This is a genomic window from Psychrobacter sp. TWR1-1-1, assembly GCF_049895865.1.
Taxonomy (GTDB): Bacteria; Pseudomonadota; Gammaproteobacteria; order Pseudomonadales; family Moraxellaceae; genus Psychrobacter; species Psychrobacter immobilis_A.
The window spans coordinates 381,238-398,011 of record NZ_JAFCTE010000001.1 but is presented as its reverse complement, the minus strand read 5'-3'; the positions used below and the strand labels follow the sequence as shown (position 1 = coordinate 398,011).

Sequence of the window (16,774 nt, the reverse complement as noted above, 5' to 3'; positions counted from 1 at the left end):
GACTCATCGATGAACGCTTCCAAGAAAGCTATTAACCATAAAATGCTTAAGCAAACACCAAAGTTTAAAGTGCGAATCACACTATTTTGGCGTTTGTTTCTAAGTCTATTATTAACAATTATAATCACCTCTATTTTATCGATCATGGTGGAGCGTTGGCTGGTTGAAAAAGCATTAACGGCTCGCATGAACGTACAAATTGATAGTTTATTGATTAAGCGTCAAGAAATGGTTGAGGCATTAAGAGCGGGTGATTTAAGTACAGTTAAGCAGATGTATCGTCAGGACCGTCAACTCATGAATCAGATAAGAGTTTACGATGAAGAAGGGGCGATTATATTTCCGCGTTATCGCAATAGAGATGAGCGTAGGCAAAAAGGTATGCAGGGTAGTCGGCGTGAAGTAGATCAACTATCAATACAACCCTCAATGCAATCAATGGCAGCTCAGCCCAATGTGGACAATAACAGGACTAATAGTCACGATAATAATAATAATAAAATGTCGAATGATAAGTCGTCATTCTTAAACCATATTCTGCAACCGATGATGCCAAATAGCGCTACGCTAGCTGATTTCGACAGTCGCCCTGAGCTGGCTGATGTGACGGTCGTCTTACCAGATGAGCAGTCTGTCATTATACAATTACGTCCGCATTTGCGTTTTGCTGATGTTATGGCGCTGCAACGTGGCAATTTTCCCATACGTTTGCTATTTATTCTCGTTTTTAGCGTCTTGGTTTGTATTTGGCTGAGCCGTACAATGACTCAGCGTATCCGCCGTGTACAAAATACCGTACACCGTATGATTGATGGCGATTATCAGACCCATCCAGACCTATCAAAAATGGGAGATGATGAGCTTGGTTTACTCGCGAAAGATGTGGCTAAACTATCAAAACGGTTGGCTGAGAGTGAGCTGGCACGCAAACAGATGCTCAGTGATATCTCGCACGAGCTACGATCGCCACTGGCACGTCTAGACGTTGCGACTGAGCTGACTCGCGACTTTGCACCGAATGCCAGTCGTTATCTCGACCGTATAGATAAAGAGTCGGCGCGGATGAATGAGTTGATTGAGCAAATCATTCATATTCAATCTCTACAAATGCAGCAATATACGATCGACAATATAGAAAACGAAGTGGTTGATATTTCTGACATCATCAGTGAAATTGGACAAGACGTTTGCTTTGAGTTTCAGCATAAAAACGTGCGTTGGCAATGGCAGCCGAGTCATGCATTGGTGGCAGACGCTTCATCTACCACTGATTCAACAACGCCTTGGACAGTGCTTGGCAATCAAGAACAGCTGCATAGTGCGCTTGAGAATGTCATTCGTAATGCTTTTATGCATACGGCCTCTGATTCAACAGTCATTGCTGACATTAAAAAAGTGGAGATGGAGGGCAATAAGCCTGCACTTCAAATCAGCATCACAGACGAGGGTGGTGGCATCGCGGATAATGACTTGGCGCGTATTTTTCAGCCCTTTGTACGGCTTGACTCGGCTCGCCATCGTGAAACGGGGGGTTATGGTTTGGGGCTGGCAATCGTTCATGCCGTGGTAATGGCACACAAGGGTCAGATTCATGTCTATAATCGCCAAGATGATATCCAAGGGCTGGTGATGCAAATAACATTGCCTGTTAACTCTGAAGGGGACTAAGAGCAGCATAAAGTGGCGAACACGCGCTTAAAACATCTCTAAAGTGTGTGTATAAGCGTGTGTTTTATTAAGTTTCAAAGCGGATTATTTCAAAAAAAGTGGGAGCATTCAATATAAGCAAGGAGCAAAAAACATCTATATATTCATTTTTTGTTATATAATTGGATGAACGGTAATAAATGCCCGATGAGCGGCATTGTCTCTCTCTGTATATTCGGTAATACTAATATATAGAGAGAGCGATTAGGGCTTTTCAAGATAAAAAGTGTTAGTTGTTGGTTAACAAGATAAATGATGAACAAAAAACATTTACTCATTGCCAGCCGATAACGTGTTTTATTTTGTGATATCGACTCTCTGCAAGATGGATATTATCTCTGATTTTTAAATCTGACCAGTCTGTAAGGGAGTGCACACTATGAACCGCATCTATAAAGTAATATGGAATGAAGCCTTGAGCTGTTTTACCGCAGTTGGTGAATATGCAAAGGGGCGCGGCAAATCTTCCAAATCTAGCGTGAGCGCAAACGCGACCATCAATACGACTTCTAATCTTTCTTCTACCCAATTTTTCCGACTATCCACGATCGCCATAGGGATGCTGGCGGCTGGATTTACAATGTCACCGCAAGCTTTTGCGCAAGTGAATGTCGGCGGTGGTACAGGATCTGGTACAGCAATTTCTTCTTGTAATACAAACAGTACTGAAGCGAATGCTGAAGGCAGCTATTCGGTTGCCATTGGCTGTGAAGCGGACGCTGGGCAAAACTTCAATCTGGTCGATAGAGGCAATCCGTCATTTACTTGGACGGGTGGTTCACAAAACAACTCTGGTAGTACCGCCATTGGCACTGGGACAGAAGCCGGTGACGTCGCTACTGCTCTAGGCACTCAAGCAAAAGCTATTGGTCGGTCATCTGTGGCAATTGGGGCGGCAGCGTATTCTAATGGAAATACCTCGTTAGCGCTTGGACGTCAATCGGCAGCGACTGCTGACTTTGCTCAGGCTATTGGTAACGTCTCCTCAGCAACGGGTCAAGGCTCTCTTGCTGTTGGTCATTCAGCACTTGCCTCAGGCAAACGTGGTATTGCGATTGGTTCAACTGATTTTGAAAATGCAGGTACAGTGGCTGATCAAGCAAATGTAGGTTATAGAGCGAATGGACAGACTCAAGCAGTTGGCAATGATACGATTGCCTTTGGTAGTAATGCAAAAGCGACCGCTGATAACAGCCTTGCTTTTGGTGTCGGCTCTCGATCTAACGCGGTAAATGGCATCGCATTAGGTTCAAACTCTATTGCAAATCGTGCTGGTGGTGCCAGTGGTTTTGTGCCAGTAGGAGCAGATAGCTCAGTCATCCAAGCAACGGATAGCGTTACACTTGGCGCGGTCTCTGTAGGAACAGGAGCAGCGGGTGGCAACCGTCAGATTGTAAACGTCGCAGCAGGTAGCAGTGACAGTGATGCTGTCAATGTGGCTCAGCTAACAGGGCTGTCGAATACTGTCGCTAATAATAAAACCAAGTATTATAGCGTAGACTCAACCGCTATCGGTAATGCTAATAACGACGGAGCGACAGGTTATAACGCCATGGCGCTGGGCGGAAATGCAAAAGCCACAGGCAGCCAAACCATTGCGATTGGCAGCTCAGAATTTGGGCAACAGACGATGGCAAGTGGTGAGCAATCGATTGCTATCGGTGCTAATGTCGTGTCTAGAGGGGCATCGTCTATCGCAATAGGCGGTGATGATCTAGATTTTGCATCGAAAACCAATATCGATGGTAGTCCATTGTCACCATTAAATAGTGGCACAGTTAACGATGTTTTCAAATCCTACGTAGGTAAAGATTTGGTAGAAACCAATCAGTACGATGTCAATACCGAAGCTGGAGGTGCTGCGTCGATAGCCATTGGTGCAAAATCGCTGTCTAAAGGTGATCTGTCTACAGCCATTGGTGTTCATTCCAATACCTCGGGAACTGCTTCTTCAGCGTTCGGTGTTGGTGCATCAGCTAGCAAAGATGGTTCAGTCTCTCTTGGTGCAGGCTCAACAACAGCAACAAGTGCAAGCTCTGAAAAGACGATGACAGTTGGTGGCGTGGTATATGATATCGCCGGTAATGTCATTGATGATAAGGGTATGCTACGAGAGGGTGCGCAAGTATCCGTGGGCGTAGTAGGATCTGAGCGTCAGATCAAAAACGTCGCTGGTGGAGCTGTCACTGCGGCTAGTACAGATGCCGTGAATGGTAGTCAATTATATGCGACCAATGAAGCGGTCGGAAATAATACCACGACTATTAACAAAGGCTTTGCGCTAAAAGCCGCTGATGGTAATACAGTACAGAAACCATTGGGACAAGCCGTCGAAGTGGTTGGTTCTAACAGCAACATCGACACCCGAGTAAAAAATGGCAAAATCGAAGTTGAGCTCAATGACAACTTAAGCCTAGGCACAACAGGCAGCGTTAGCACAGGTAACTTGCTAAATGGCACAACGGTCAATGGTCTAGGTATTGTCACTGGCGGCGTGCTTACTGGCGTCACTACCGTTAGTGGTGCAGGTGTTACAGTAACGGGTGGAAGCATATTTAACCCTACCAATGCCACGTTAACCAGCAATGGTCTGACCATTTTAAATGGCCCAAGCATCACCAAAAGCGGGGTCAATGCGGGTAATAAGAAGGTCGTCAATGTCTCTAATGGTACGGTCAGTCTAAATAGCAAAGACGCCATCAATGGTGGTCAGTTATTTAATACCAACCAACAAGTCACGACCAATACTAGCAACATCTCAACGAATACCACCAATATTGGCACCAACACTGACAATATTGCTAAAGGCATCAATTTTAATGTGAATGATGCAAGCAGCGGGGGCACTCTTAAAAAAACCTTTGCCTTGGGTGAAGAAATTAAGTTTGATACGGATAGCAATTTAACCACTACCGGCTTATCAACGGGTGATGGAATTGCTCTCGGTCTGTCTCCAACTTTAACGGGCCTCACTAGTGCAGATTTTGGTGGTGTTAGTATCTCTACTACTGGTATCAATGCCAACGACACCCAGATCAAGGGCGTAAAAAGCGGTGGTAATACAGTAACCAATGCAGCAAACATCGGTGATGTACAGATGGCAGCCGCAGGAGCGAGAACCAAAGTAGTTAAAGGTACGAATGTTGCCAGTGTTGACTTTTCAACCGATAGCGATACTGGACAGGATGTCTATACTGTCAATGCCAATGGCACCAGTGTTTCTACTGCAGATGCTAATGCACTAACAGTTAGCACTAGTGTCAAAGATCCTGATACCAATATCACCGACTATCAAGTTGATCTAAGCGAAGGTAGTAAGGCAAGCTTGGTAAAAGCTGATAGTGCGATGCAAACGGTAGTGACACAAATCAATGGTTCTGAAGTCAAAACTCTGGATAAAGACAATAATACAGCCAACTTTATTACTGGTGACAATATTGTCTTGACCGCTGACAATGGCGGTATCAAAGTTGCTACTGCTGCCGACTTAGTCTCAACCAGCTTGACCACAGGAACTACAGTCGTCAACGCTGATGGTGTCACATTTATGGGTGGGACTAATCAAACGGTCAGACTCAGTAATAGTGGGCTAGACAATGGTGGCAATCAAATTACCAATGTCGCTAACGGTACAATAGCCAGCGATGCCGTAAACTTTGGTCAACTACAAGCCACGACCACGACCATCGATAAAGGTTTTGATTTCGATGGTGACACGGGTACTACCGTTAATCGTCAGCTTGGTGACAAGCTGACAATCAAAGGTGGCGCGACCGTGGCAAGTGATTTGTCAAATGGCAACAACATTGGCGTCGTTGCTGACGGTACCAGCACATTGACCGTGAAACTTGCGAAAGATTTAACTGGTCTTAACAGCGCAAACTTTGGTAGCGGTGTCAGCATCTCAGCCAATGGTCTGAACAATGGTGGCAATAAAATTACTAACGTTGCAGAAGCGACCACAGGTAAGGATGCGGTAAACTTCGACCAATTGTCAGTAACCAATAGTCTCGTGGCCAAAGGCATCAAAATCGGTGATGGCAATAGTGCCAACGACCAGCAGTTTGCTTTAGGTGATACCATCAACGTCACTGGTGATAGCAACATTACGACGATGGCCTCAGCAACGGGTGTTCAGGTGAAACTGAATAACCAGTTGAATTTAGGCAATGAGGGTAGCATGCAGATTGGTAATAGCATTATGAATAGTAATGGCTTTACCTTTACTGGTAATGGTCCGGGTAGAACGGTTAGACTGAGCAGTAGTGGTCTTGACAATGGTTTTAACAGAATCACCAATGTAGCTGCTGGTATTGCAGATACAGATGCGGCGACTGTCGGACAGTTGAACGCCACGACGTTTGCCCTTGATCAAGGTTGGGGACTAACGGCTCAGGGTGATGTTGCCACTATGATCAAACAAGGCAGCGCCATCGATTTGAACAGTACAGATGGTAATATTAAAGTGTCTAGATCAGCGGACAATAATGTTAGCCCTGACCTACGTGCTGCTGCACCATTGGCGGGCGTCAATGACATTAGCTTCGATTTAAATCCAGACCTGAATTTAGATAGCGTAACGACGGGTGATACCATTATGAATAATAATGGGCTGACTATTACAGGTGGACCTAGTGTCACCAAAGCGGGTATCAATGCTGCTGACACTAAGATTACAAACGTTGTGAACGGCGATGTCTCTGAAGGTAGCAAAGATGCTATCAATGGTGGTCAGCTCTATGCACAAGGTAGTGGCATCAGTAGTATCATTGGCGGTGAGACAGTCTACAATCCTGTAGATGGCACCTTTACCAATAGTAATATTGGTGGTACTGGTCAAAATAGTATCGATGGTGCGATTGCTTCTATTAAGCAAGGAGAAGTCGTTATCAATGAAAACATCCAAGCCAACACTACCAATATCCAAACCAATACCACGAATATTGCCACGAATAAAACAAACATCAACACCAATACGACCAATATCAAAGTGAACAAGGATAAAATAGATGCGGGTCTCAATTTTGGTGCTGATAGCGGTGCTATCATCAACAAACCAGTAGGCGATGGCAGTGTCCTCAGCTTCACAGGTGGTAATAACATCACCACAACAGCAGCAGGCAGTAGTATTAAGTTTGATCTAAACGGTGATATTAATATCGATAGCGTCAAAACTGGCAATACGACAATTAATAATAATGGCGTCAGCATTGTCGGTGGTCCTAGTATGACTGCAAGCGGTATCAACGCCGCTGGCAACAAGATCACTGATGTGGCTGATGGCATGGCACCCAGAGACGCTGTGAATATGGGTCAATTGGATGCTGTTAGTCAAAGACTTGGCAACAACATGAATGAGCTAGGTTATAAGATTGGTGAAGTCGAAGACGATGCAAATGCTGGTATCTCAGCCGCCATGGCAATGTCTTCACTACCGCAAGCTTACATCGCTGGTAAATCCTTAATCGGTGGCGGTATAGGAACGTACAATGGGGAAAGTGCAGTTGCTATTGGCTTCTCGAAGTTATCCAATGATGGTCGTTGGGTCATGAAGGTAAACGGCACCGCTGATACCCAAGGTAATGCTGGCGGCTCGATTGGTGCAGGCTTCCATTTTGATTAAAGCAATCAAGCCTACTATCAAGTAAAGTGATTTGTTAGTTATAAAAATTAGTCATAAAAAAGCAAGGCATCAGATGCTTTGCTTTTTTGCGACATGAGCATGAAGACGTTTTCAGCGTGATGATTGGGTAATCACTATTTGGTAGTCACTATTTGGTAGTCACTATTTGGTAGTCACTATATGATTTTTACCAATGATTTGTTTTTCTTTGGCTCAATAGCCAAGCGATAAAAAGCCCTCACTCTATGAGGGCTTACTTATTTTTATAAAAGCAACTCTATACTCTGAACATGGCTGCATTTGGGGTCAATCCGACATAAGCCATGCCAGCTTGCTCCATCCAATGTGGCTGCACGATACCATGTTGTAAAATAGCATGAATGTCTCGATGCGCTCTTTCTATTCTATGTTTTTTATATAGCGAGACCGTACCAGCGACCGCATAAATCTCCGATACCATGGCTCTGGCTTCTCTCGCTGCCTCACAGGCTGCTGCCCACACATCAGCCAGCTGTATATCGGTAAAGGCATTCTGTTGCTGTGCTTCGTTCCATAATATCTCGACACTATTGTGTAGTTGTGCGCGCCTAGACGCTAATAGTGTTTTGCTTTTAGCGATAGTCGCTTGTACTGCTGCACGATCACGCAAATCTGGGCTTTTACCGGGCGTTACTTTCTCAAGGCAAATTTGGATTAACTCATCTGTCGCTGCTTTTAAGACACCCAGTGCCATCGCTGCACAGCCAGCGGCATTAATACAGCCGATTGGTAGGCGGCTATACGCATTATCGATGGCGACAGGGCTATCAAAATCGACCGCATAACGCTCCTGCACAAACGCGTCTTTGATAACGACGTCGTGACTGCCTGTACCATTTAGTCCACCAACATGCCAAGTATCAATCACTTCCACATCTTCTTTTGGAATAAAGAACAGCTTTAAATTTGCACCCGGTCCAAGGGTAGTAGGCGAGCCTTCGGATATTACCAAGCAGCGCAGCACAAACCAGTCTGCCAATTCACAACCTGATACTAATGTCCATTGACCTGAGACCGTATATCCTTCAGCGGTTTGTTTAGCAATCCCTTCAGGGCGTGCTGAGTTGGCATAGACATGAGAGGGGTCACTGTATATCTCCTTCATGCTAGGCTCGTCTAAAAACCGTCCAAATGTGCAGGCCAAATGGTTGTTCCAAACGATCCAAGCAACTGAGGCTTCAGCACTGGCTAGCGTCTCATAAACTTTTAATGTTTCCACAGGGTTGCCTTGCCATCCTCCCAACGATTTTGGCAGTCCCATCCTAAATAGCGACAACTCTGACAGCTTTTTGACCACTGTCGGTGCAATTTTTCTACAGGTTTCTGTTTCTTCTCTAGCCGATAGGGCTAAATCATAAATATCTTGAGCGGCATGGGATGGTAGAGCGTCTTTGTTATTTGATAAAGGTGTATAACTCATAATATCCAACCTTAGTTTAATGAGTAAAACAGTATGTCTATCTAAAATTAATTCTAAATTTGAGATATAACAACGCCTATACCAAGAATAGCCAACAGTTGACTGCTATACAACCAATAATTTGCATATATTAAATATTATATTGAGATGAAAAGTAGAGATGATGATTCGATGAAATATTGCATACTATATTTGGCTTAAGAGTATCAATGCTTTGCCTGTTTTCAGGCAGTCATTCGCTTTGATTGCTTTGTCTGAGCCATGAGCCCAGAAATTATAAGGGCGTTTTGTTATTTAATTCTCTAATCATTTAGTTTTCTAGTCATTTAATAGTAAAACACCCTTACTGAAAGCACCCTGTTTGATTATTTATTGAGACTTGGGTGCATCAGGCTGCATACTAGGATCAGCGTCGGCAAATGCTTTGAGCGTACGGCAATGCGTGTCAATTTCGACGATATTGGGATAAGCACTTAAATCCACGTTAAAACGTCGCGCCGAAGAGACCTGAGGAATCAAATAGCAATCTGCAAAAGTAGGGCTGTCACCGTAGCAAAATTTTCCACGGCTTTTGTCTTTTGCTAGTATTTTCTCTAACGCCGCAAAGCCCTCACTCATCCAACGGTTGCACCACGCCATGACTTTTTCTTCGTCTACTGCCAGCTCATTGCGTAGGTATTGTAAGATACGGCGGTTATTAATAGGATGAATATCACAACCAATCATAGCGCTAATGGCACGTACTTGCATACGTCCAGCCGCGTCTTTAGGCAATAGCGGGTTTTCTGAATGAACCTCTTCTAACCATTCTAAAATGGCTGGGCTTTGATATAGTAATAAATCATCGGTCTGTAAAACAGGCACCAATCCTTGTGGGTTGAGTGATTTAAAGGCATCTGCTAACTGCTCATCTTTTGCTAAATTGACCGAAATATAGTCATAATCTAAGCCTTTGAGATTCATCGCGATACGAGTACGATACGAGGTGCTGCTGCGAAAGTAGCCATAAAGTGTCATCATTGTGAATTCCTTTTATTATGGTAGGTTGTGAATGAGATAAGCAGTTATAATTAATAATACGAAATGTATGTTATATAATTAAAGAACTCTTATGACGTTACCTCTTTATTTCAGTTTTTCATGAATATGTTAGATTAATATGCCAAGTAAATTACTCATTGAGCAAAACATGCCAGCAGCTGAAAACCCTTTAGACAATCCCGTGACAACCAATAAAAGTCAAAGTGGCGTCCAGTCACTGGAGATTGGCTTGTCGGTATTAGACGTTCTTATTGATCATAACGAGCCGATGATGCTAAAAGATATTGCGCAAGTGATGCAAATGCATCCAGCAAAGTGTCACCGCTATTTGGTCAGCCTCATACGTAAAAACTATGCGCGTAAGCTTGATGATGGTCGCTACGGGCTAGGCGATAGGATTAACACATTGGCAGCATTGGGGCACTCTGGGTTTAGTCAAAACAATATTTTAGAGCGGCTGACGCACATCGCTAATGAAATCAAAGACACCCTGAATTGCGGTGTTCAGATTGCCAAATGGTTTAGCGAAGGTCCTATTATTATTCAGTCCGTTGAACCAGATAGCCCGATTAGTATTATCACTCGTATCGGTTCACGTATGCCGCTGACGACATCGGCGACGGGGCAATTATTTGCCAGTTATCAGCCAGATGCCGTCATTCAGCCATTGGTCACAGCTGAATGGCAGACAGACAATGAAGCAATAATCACAGAAAAATGGCAGAATTTCAGTCACTTGCAAGCCAAGATTCGTAACCAAGGCTATGCGACAGTCACGGGTGATATGCTGATGGGGATTAATGCCATTACGATTCCTGTCATATTGCCGCAGCTTGCTAATAGCGCTGTTAATCTATCTGCTATTAGTGGCAAAACTGCTAGCAAAGGACTACCACTAGAATACGCTATCACTATCATTGGAACGACACAGCAATTGCCCATGAGTGAGCAACACAACGTGGTTGAGAAAATTCTAGCAATCGCGCAGCGTTATCAAATTGCGTAGCTGGTTTTTTTACTATATAAGTTTTGATCATGTAAATTGACCGACTATCGCGTAAAGGTTGAATATCATTAAATGATATTCAACCTTTAGACCATACAGGCGCTACTGGCAGCTTTTGCTTTTTCGTACACGTTGTCAGCGTCTAGACCAGTGGCATTGACTTCATCTAGATAGTGCTGTGAGCCTTCCATTAATGGACCTTTCCAGTCTGGGTCATTGAGTGGGTCAGGAATATCGATCATGATATCGCCTTTTTCTTTAGCGGCAGCCATTGCTTTGGCATTACTGACGTCAAATACTTTGGAGACACGTGCTGCCATCTCCGCTCCTGAATTGTCATCAATTACTTTCTTGAGATCATCGGGCAAATTGTCGTATTTCTCTTTATTCATACTGATAACAAAAGTAGAGTTATAAAAAGGAATATTGGTGTGCGTATTGATTAAATCATCAAGACGAAATGCTTGAATGGGCTGCCAAGTAAAGCTGAGTCCGTCAATGACACCGCGTTGAAGGGAAGTATAAGTATCACTGGCAGGCATGCCAACGGGCGCCGCGCCAGTCGCTTCGATAATATGACTCGCAACGGCAGAAGGTTGGCGAATACGCAAACCTTTCATATCAGCTGGCGTGCGAATAGGCTTATCTACGGTATGCAGCGCACCTTGTCCAGTGCCTATCAGCGCGAGCAGGTGAGTATCTTCGTACTCATTTTTAATGACACCATCATCATACAGTTTATGAAGTATGCAGCTCTGCTGCTGTGCAGTATTTGTGATACCTGGCAGCTCTACAATTTGAGTTAAAGGAAATCGCCCTGCTGTATATCCTTGCGCTTGCATACCAATATCAACAATACCTTTCGCGGTAGCATCATAGGTAGCACCCGGTTTGCTAAGAGTAGCAGAAGGGTAGATCTCAATCTTTAAGCGGCCTTTTGATTCTTCTTCAATTTTCTTTGCCCATGGCTGCAATGCTTCGGTGTTTATGTTGTCATTGGCAGTCATAAAGTGTGAGAATCTTAGAGTAGTCACATCGCCTGTATCTACATCAGCGTTTACTGCTGGGTCGTTATTAGAGCAACCAGTCATCGCGATCGAAGTCGCTAAGAGTATTCCTAAAGGGGTTTTTATTTTCATCATTGAATCCTTTCATGATGGTTGGATATTGTTCGCTACCTAGGGCGTGTCATCAATTAGTATATTGATACATTTAATGGTCTTAAAATGACGGCACGCCCTAATTAGTCATATAAAAAGAGATAACGAACACAATAACAGGTCAATTACTCACCGACAGGCGCGACTTCTCTTGCTTCAGCCAGTTCTTCTGCATGTAAAAACTGGGTATGAGCTGGTGCGCGTTTGGTACGTGACCATTCTTCTAACATCTCATACTTCATGGCTTCAGTAATCATCGAGACTTTTTCTTCTGAGGTAATATCATCGTAGGTGAGTTCCATACGATGGCCGTTAGGATCAAAGAAATAGATAGAATGGAAGATACCGTGATTGGTCACGCCGACCACATCAATACCATTTTCTTCTAAATGCTTTTTTGCTGCCATTAAGGCATCACGGTCTTTTACCTTCATGGCTAAGTGTTGCACCCAATTCGGGGTATTCGGATCAAAACCCATTTCAGGCTGATTGGGCACTTCAAAAAACGCCAATACGTTGCCATTACCTGCGTCTAAAAAAACATGCATATAAGGATCAAAGGCTTTGGTCGAAGGCACGTGGTCTTCAGCGAATGCAAGGATGAAATCCATGTTTAGGTATTTTTGATACCATTCAACGGTTTCTTTAGCGTCTTTGCAGCGATAGGCCACATGATGGATTTTTTCAATTTTAAAGCTCATATCAAACTCCTTTTGATAGGGAATGCAGTGAGTAATAGGCTGCCAGTACCGATTGACTATAGGTCGATGGTTGCTTGGCAGCTCAAAACCACTGTGCTCACATTTTTTCTAGACTATTTGTCAAAATCAAAGTTAAGCGCGGGCAGTACTTTGCCGCGTACTTCACCAAACCCGACACGAATGCCGTCTTTTTCGCTATAGCCTTTCATGATTACTGTGTCACCATCTTCAATAAAACTGCGGGTCTCGCCGCCTTTTAAAGTGACAGGTTTGGTCGCATTCCAAGCAATCTCTAGCATTGAGCCATAAGAATCTGGCGTTGGTCCTGAAATCGTCCCTGAGCCCATCATATCGCCAACTTCCACTTTACAGCCAGTGATGGTGTGGTGGGTGAGCTGCTGCGCCATTGACCAATACATATGTTTGAAGTTGGTCTCACAAACCACAGTGGCGCTATCTGAGTTTTCAGGCAATAACTCAACTGATAGATGGATGTCATAGCTATTATTGCTGTCTTTTTCGTTTAGATATGCCAATGGTTTTGGCTCTTGAATCGGGCATGCTGTTTTAAAAGGTGCCAACGCATCCATAGTCACAATCCAAGGCGAGACTTCAGAAGCAAAGGTTTTGGCATTAAATGGACCTAAAGGCACATATTCCCATTTTTGAATGTCACGGGCTGACCAGTCGTTGAGCAAGACCATGCCAAAAATATGCTCAAAGGCATTGTCTACTGCAATCGGTTGACCAATGCTATTACCTTTACCAACCACAAAAGCAGTCTCAAGTTCAAAATCTAAACGCTTACAGGCTGAGAAAATAGGGCGGGCGTCAGCATTTGGCTTTAATTGACCAGAGGGGCGTATCACATCAGTGCCACTGACGATGACGGTGCTGGCGCGTCCGTTATAGCCGACTGGCATTTCAGTCCAGTTAGGGAGCAGGGCGTTGTTTGGATCACGGAACATAGTGCCGACGTTGGTAGCGTGCTCTTTAGACGAATAGAAGTCAGTAAAACCTGGGACGTGAACAGGCAGATGCATGGTGACGTCTGCTTGATTAAATAGCGCTTTTTTCTGCAAGTCTTGATTATCACGCAAGGTGTCGCTAGCACTAGATAGTAGGGTTTGGATGGTTGAGCGTGCCTGCGTCCAATTGTCTCGACCTGAGTCAATAAAAGCATTTAGCGTTGCTTGATCAAAATATGGACCGCCCTCTAAGCTCAGTAAACCTTCTGCTTCGAGCACAGCCAAATCCAACACGTACTCACCGATAGCCACACCAGCGCGGCGCTTGCTATTACTAGCAGCGTCTTTGGCATCACTAAAAATACCATAAGGTAGGTTATGAATGGAGAAGTCAGAATTGGCGGCGATATCGATAAAGGATGTGAGGGTGTTGTCAATCGTTGACATAGGTTGCTCCTTGCTAAAGCATATAATGAATTACGTTATAATTAACTACTTACGCATAATGTAATTTATCAAAGTGGAGATTGCAAGGGTTTTTGTGCAGTGTTTTCTTAAAATAGACGTGATACTAGGAACGTTGATGTTCTTTGGTAAAACAAATAGGAAAAACGCAGGACATAAAAAAAGGCTGAGCACTCGCTCAACCTTTTTGTGAATCGCTATTACTGACTACCGCACCGTTTTAATGCGTGCTCACTCAGTCTTTCAAGACGTCTGCCATGGCATTGGCAACATAGTCGATGTTGCTGGTGTTCAGTCCAGCCACACACATACGTGAGTTGGAAACCATGTAAATGCCAAACTCGCTTTGTAAGCGTTCGACTTGTTCAGGCGTTAGACCAGTAAAGCTAAACATGCCGTTTTGACGGGTAATATAGTCAAAGTTGCGGTTCGGGATTTTGGCTTCTAACACTGATTTTAGCTTTAAGCGCATGGCTTTGATACGGTCGCGCATCGCATAAACTTCGCCAACCCATTGCTTGTGCAGTGCTTCGTCGTTCATAACGATATCGACCACACGACCACCATGTGATGGCGGGCTTGAGTAAATACGGCGTACGGTAGCATTTAGCTGACCGAAGACGCGCTCTGTCTCGTCAACCGTTGGACAAACAACTGATAGACCGCCGACACGCTCGCCATATAGCGATAAGTTTTTAGAGAATGAGTTGCTGACAAACAATGGCAAGCCCATATCGACAGCTTTACGAATCGCATAAGCATCGCTGTCCATGTCTTCGCCAAAGCCTTGGTAGGCAATATCCATAAATGGAATCAGTTCGCGCGCTTGAATGACGTTCAGCACGGTATCCCATTGCTCACGGGTCAAATCTAGACCTGTTGGATTGTGGCAACAAGGATGCAGCAAGATTACATCATTTTTGTTCAACGTCTCAAAAAACGCAATCATTTCATCGAACTTGATGCTGCTGTTGGCTTTGTCGTAGTACGGGTATTTACCCACTTCGACATCAGAGCCTTCAAAAATAGCAATGTGGTTGCCCCATGTTGGATCACTCACATAGCATTTAGATCGTGGGAACCATTCATGGATGAACTCAGCGCCGACTTTTAACGCGCCAGAACCGCCAATCGTAGCGATAGTGGCGACCAAACCATCTTTTAAAATCTGTGCGTCTTTACCGAACAGTAATTCCTGACAGCCTTTACGATGTCCTGGTAAGCCTGCCATCGGCAGATATGGACGCGGCGCAATAGGATCGGCAATGCGTTCTTCGGCTGTTTTTACACAGTCAAGTACAGGCAATACACCATTTTCATCATAATAAATACCAATGCCTAAATTGACCTTTTTAGGATTGTTATCTGCTGTATATTTTTCCATCAGCCCTAAAATTGGATCACCAGCGTAATAGTCGATACGTTCAAACATGTTGTTTCCTTATGAAATATAAATCAAGCCGCCAAAAATCATAGAGCAAATTGACGGTTAACTCAATATGAGATTCAATTATCTTGCATAATTAATAAAATAGTTGGTTAAAGCCATTGTGTTTCAAGGCTTTTTAAGCACCGATGATGTCTGTATCAGCGATACTTAAGTATGCTGTAAGTCATTAAAATGACTGGAAAAATAGCTCTGCAAGAAGTCTTTGAAAGCAATGGTAGCAGGCGATAACGCACGAGAAGAACGCTGATAGATAAAAAACTGCCGCATTTTAACGGGTTGTGCCAGCGGCCTCATTTGTAAGCCATTGGCGCTAACCCAGTCGATGACTTCGGGCATGTAGGGCAAACATAAGGTAATGCCGAAGCCTTGACGGGTCATCTCAAGCGCGGTGGACATAAAATTGACCTTGTAACGCGCCTGTTGAATATGACTGGCGATCTGGTCGTCCAATTCGGCTGTCACTTGTTCAATGAAAGGGCCTTGCAGCGTGATGAGCGGAATGTCTAATAAATCCTGCCACGTTATTTCATGCTTTTGTGCCAGCGCATGGTTGTCAGGCATCACCACACAAAATGGCAGCTGATATAACAAATCAGCATTGATGTCGTCCTCAGCCTCCATAAAACCAAGCTCAGTACCGACACCCAAGTCTACTTCAATGTCCTGAATATGTCTGAGTAAGTTTTCTGCCGAACAATCTAATAACGACACGCTAATCTCGGGGTGTTGTTTGGAAAACTGGGCGATGACCGCTGGCATAGAGGAGGCTGCAAACTGCGAAACAGCGAGTCGGACTTGACCTTGCGCCAAGCTCGTTAAGCTGCTTGCCTCATTTTCAAACAGCTGCATCTCATTCAAGATACGCCGTGCTTGCGGCAATAAATGCCGTCCTACTACCGACAACGACAGCTGGCGGGTAGTACGGTCGAACAGCACGATACCGAGGCTGGACTCTAGCTCCTTAATCAAGCCGCTAACGGCAGATTGGGTCAAATGCATCTGATCGCTGGCACGGGTAAAACTGCCATTGTCAGCGACTTGAATGAAAGCGGTTAATTGGCGAATGCTGATATTCATAAGTAAACCTGATAAATAAATCATAAAAAACAATTAGTCTTATAAATAAACCTAATCTAATATAAATACATCGTCAATAAGAATTATTGATTGAAGACATTTTTTATCGCATTTTTA

Annotated in this window: 10 protein-coding genes; 3 read left to right on the top strand and 7 right to left on the bottom strand. The window is 44.1% G+C overall.

The annotated features are described in order from the left end of the window. Positions 1 to 9 precede the first annotated feature (9 nt). Together ACP69U_RS01565 and ACP69U_RS01560 are read left to right on the top strand one after the other, a co-directional pair. On the top strand, positions 10 to 1,668 hold the full coding sequence (locus ACP69U_RS01565; protein WP_227685404.1) for a sensor histidine kinase: 1,659 nt from the start codon (positions 10 to 12) through the stop codon (positions 1,666 to 1,668). Between the two features lie 418 nt (positions 1,669 to 2,086). Then, a complete protein-coding gene (locus tag ACP69U_RS01560; RefSeq protein ID WP_426137608.1) occupies positions 2,087 to 7,330 on the top strand; it encodes a YadA-like family protein in 5,244 nt (1,747 codons plus the stop codon). Positions 7,331 to 7,607: 277 nt separating this feature from the next. Here the strand turns inward: ACP69U_RS01560 and ACP69U_RS01555 are convergent, their stop codons facing one another. Together ACP69U_RS01555 and maiA are read right to left on the bottom strand one after the other, a co-directional pair. Continuing rightward, entirely contained in the window at positions 7,608 to 8,789 is a 1,182-nt protein-coding gene (locus tag ACP69U_RS01555; RefSeq protein WP_426137607.1) for an acyl-CoA dehydrogenase family protein, read from the bottom strand. Between the two features lie 369 nt (positions 8,790 to 9,158). Continuing rightward, complete coding sequence (maiA, locus tag ACP69U_RS01550) at positions 9,159 to 9,806, bottom strand: maleylacetoacetate isomerase (RefSeq protein ID WP_426137682.1); 648 nt, start codon at positions 9,804 to 9,806, stop codon at positions 9,159 to 9,161. 142 nt (positions 9,807 to 9,948) lie between these two features. Here maiA and ACP69U_RS01545 point away from each other — a divergent pair, with 142 nt between their 5' ends. Next, the gene (locus tag ACP69U_RS01545) at positions 9,949 to 10,836 is read left to right on the top strand and encodes an IclR family transcriptional regulator (protein WP_426137606.1); all 888 of its coding nucleotides are present in this window, start codon (positions 9,949 to 9,951) and stop codon (positions 10,834 to 10,836) included. A gap of 86 nt (positions 10,837 to 10,922) precedes the next feature. Here ACP69U_RS01545 and ACP69U_RS01540 read toward each other — a convergent pair whose 3' ends face one another. The 5 genes from ACP69U_RS01540 to ACP69U_RS01520 all read right to left on the bottom strand — a co-directional run bounded on the left by ACP69U_RS01540 (position 10,923) and on the right by ACP69U_RS01520 (position 16,657). Continuing rightward, positions 10,923 to 11,975 (bottom strand): TRAP transporter substrate-binding protein, encoded by a 1,053-nt coding sequence (locus ACP69U_RS01540; protein WP_372860856.1) that lies wholly within the window; start codon positions 11,973 to 11,975, stop codon positions 10,923 to 10,925. Between the two features lie 146 nt (positions 11,976 to 12,121). After that, positions 12,122 to 12,697, bottom strand: coding sequence for a VOC family protein (locus ACP69U_RS01535; protein WP_055124084.1), 576 nt, complete (start codon positions 12,695 to 12,697; stop codon positions 12,122 to 12,124). A 113-nt stretch (positions 12,698 to 12,810) separates the two neighbouring features. Further along, positions 12,811 to 14,112, bottom strand: coding sequence for a fumarylacetoacetase (gene fahA / locus ACP69U_RS01530; RefSeq protein WP_426137605.1), 1,302 nt, complete (start codon positions 14,110 to 14,112; stop codon positions 12,811 to 12,813). 253 nt (positions 14,113 to 14,365) lie between these two features. Further along, positions 14,366 to 15,562 carry an aromatic amino acid transaminase gene (locus ACP69U_RS01525; protein ID WP_426137604.1) on the bottom strand — a complete coding sequence of 399 codons (1,197 nt, stop codon included), beginning with the start codon at positions 15,560 to 15,562 and terminating at the stop codon, positions 14,366 to 14,368. A gap of 165 nt (positions 15,563 to 15,727) precedes the next feature. After that, the gene (locus ACP69U_RS01520) at positions 15,728 to 16,657 is read right to left on the bottom strand and encodes a LysR family transcriptional regulator (RefSeq protein WP_426137603.1); all 930 of its coding nucleotides are present in this window, start codon (positions 16,655 to 16,657) and stop codon (positions 15,728 to 15,730) included. Positions 16,658 to 16,774: the final 117 nt, after the last annotated feature.

Coding starts and splice junctions, on each gene's coding strand:
- ACP69U_RS01565 (WP_227685404.1), top strand. CDS start 10: ATGAACGCTTCCAAGAAAGCTATTAACCATAAAATGCTTAAGCAAACA.
- ACP69U_RS01560 (WP_426137608.1), top strand. CDS start 2,087: ATGAACCGCATCTATAAAGTAATATGGAATGAAGCCTTGAGCTGTTTT.
- ACP69U_RS01555 (WP_426137607.1), bottom strand. CDS start 8,789: ATGAGTTATACACCTTTATCAAATAACAAAGACGCTCTACCATCCCAT.
- maiA (WP_426137682.1), bottom strand. CDS start 9,806: ATGACACTTTATGGCTACTTTCGCAGCAGCACCTCGTATCGTACTCGT.
- ACP69U_RS01545 (WP_426137606.1), top strand. CDS start 9,949: ATGCCAAGTAAATTACTCATTGAGCAAAACATGCCAGCAGCTGAAAAC.
- ACP69U_RS01540 (WP_372860856.1), bottom strand. CDS start 11,975: ATGAAAATAAAAACCCCTTTAGGAATACTCTTAGCGACTTCGATCGCG.
- ACP69U_RS01535 (WP_055124084.1), bottom strand. CDS start 12,697: ATGAGCTTTAAAATTGAAAAAATCCATCATGTGGCCTATCGCTGCAAA.
- fahA (WP_426137605.1), bottom strand. CDS start 14,112: ATGTCAACGATTGACAACACCCTCACATCCTTTATCGATATCGCCGCC.
- ACP69U_RS01525 (WP_426137604.1), bottom strand. CDS start 15,562: ATGTTTGAACGTATCGACTATTACGCTGGTGATCCAATTTTAGGGCTG.
- ACP69U_RS01520 (WP_426137603.1), bottom strand. CDS start 16,657: ATGAATATCAGCATTCGCCAATTAACCGCTTTCATTCAAGTCGCTGAC.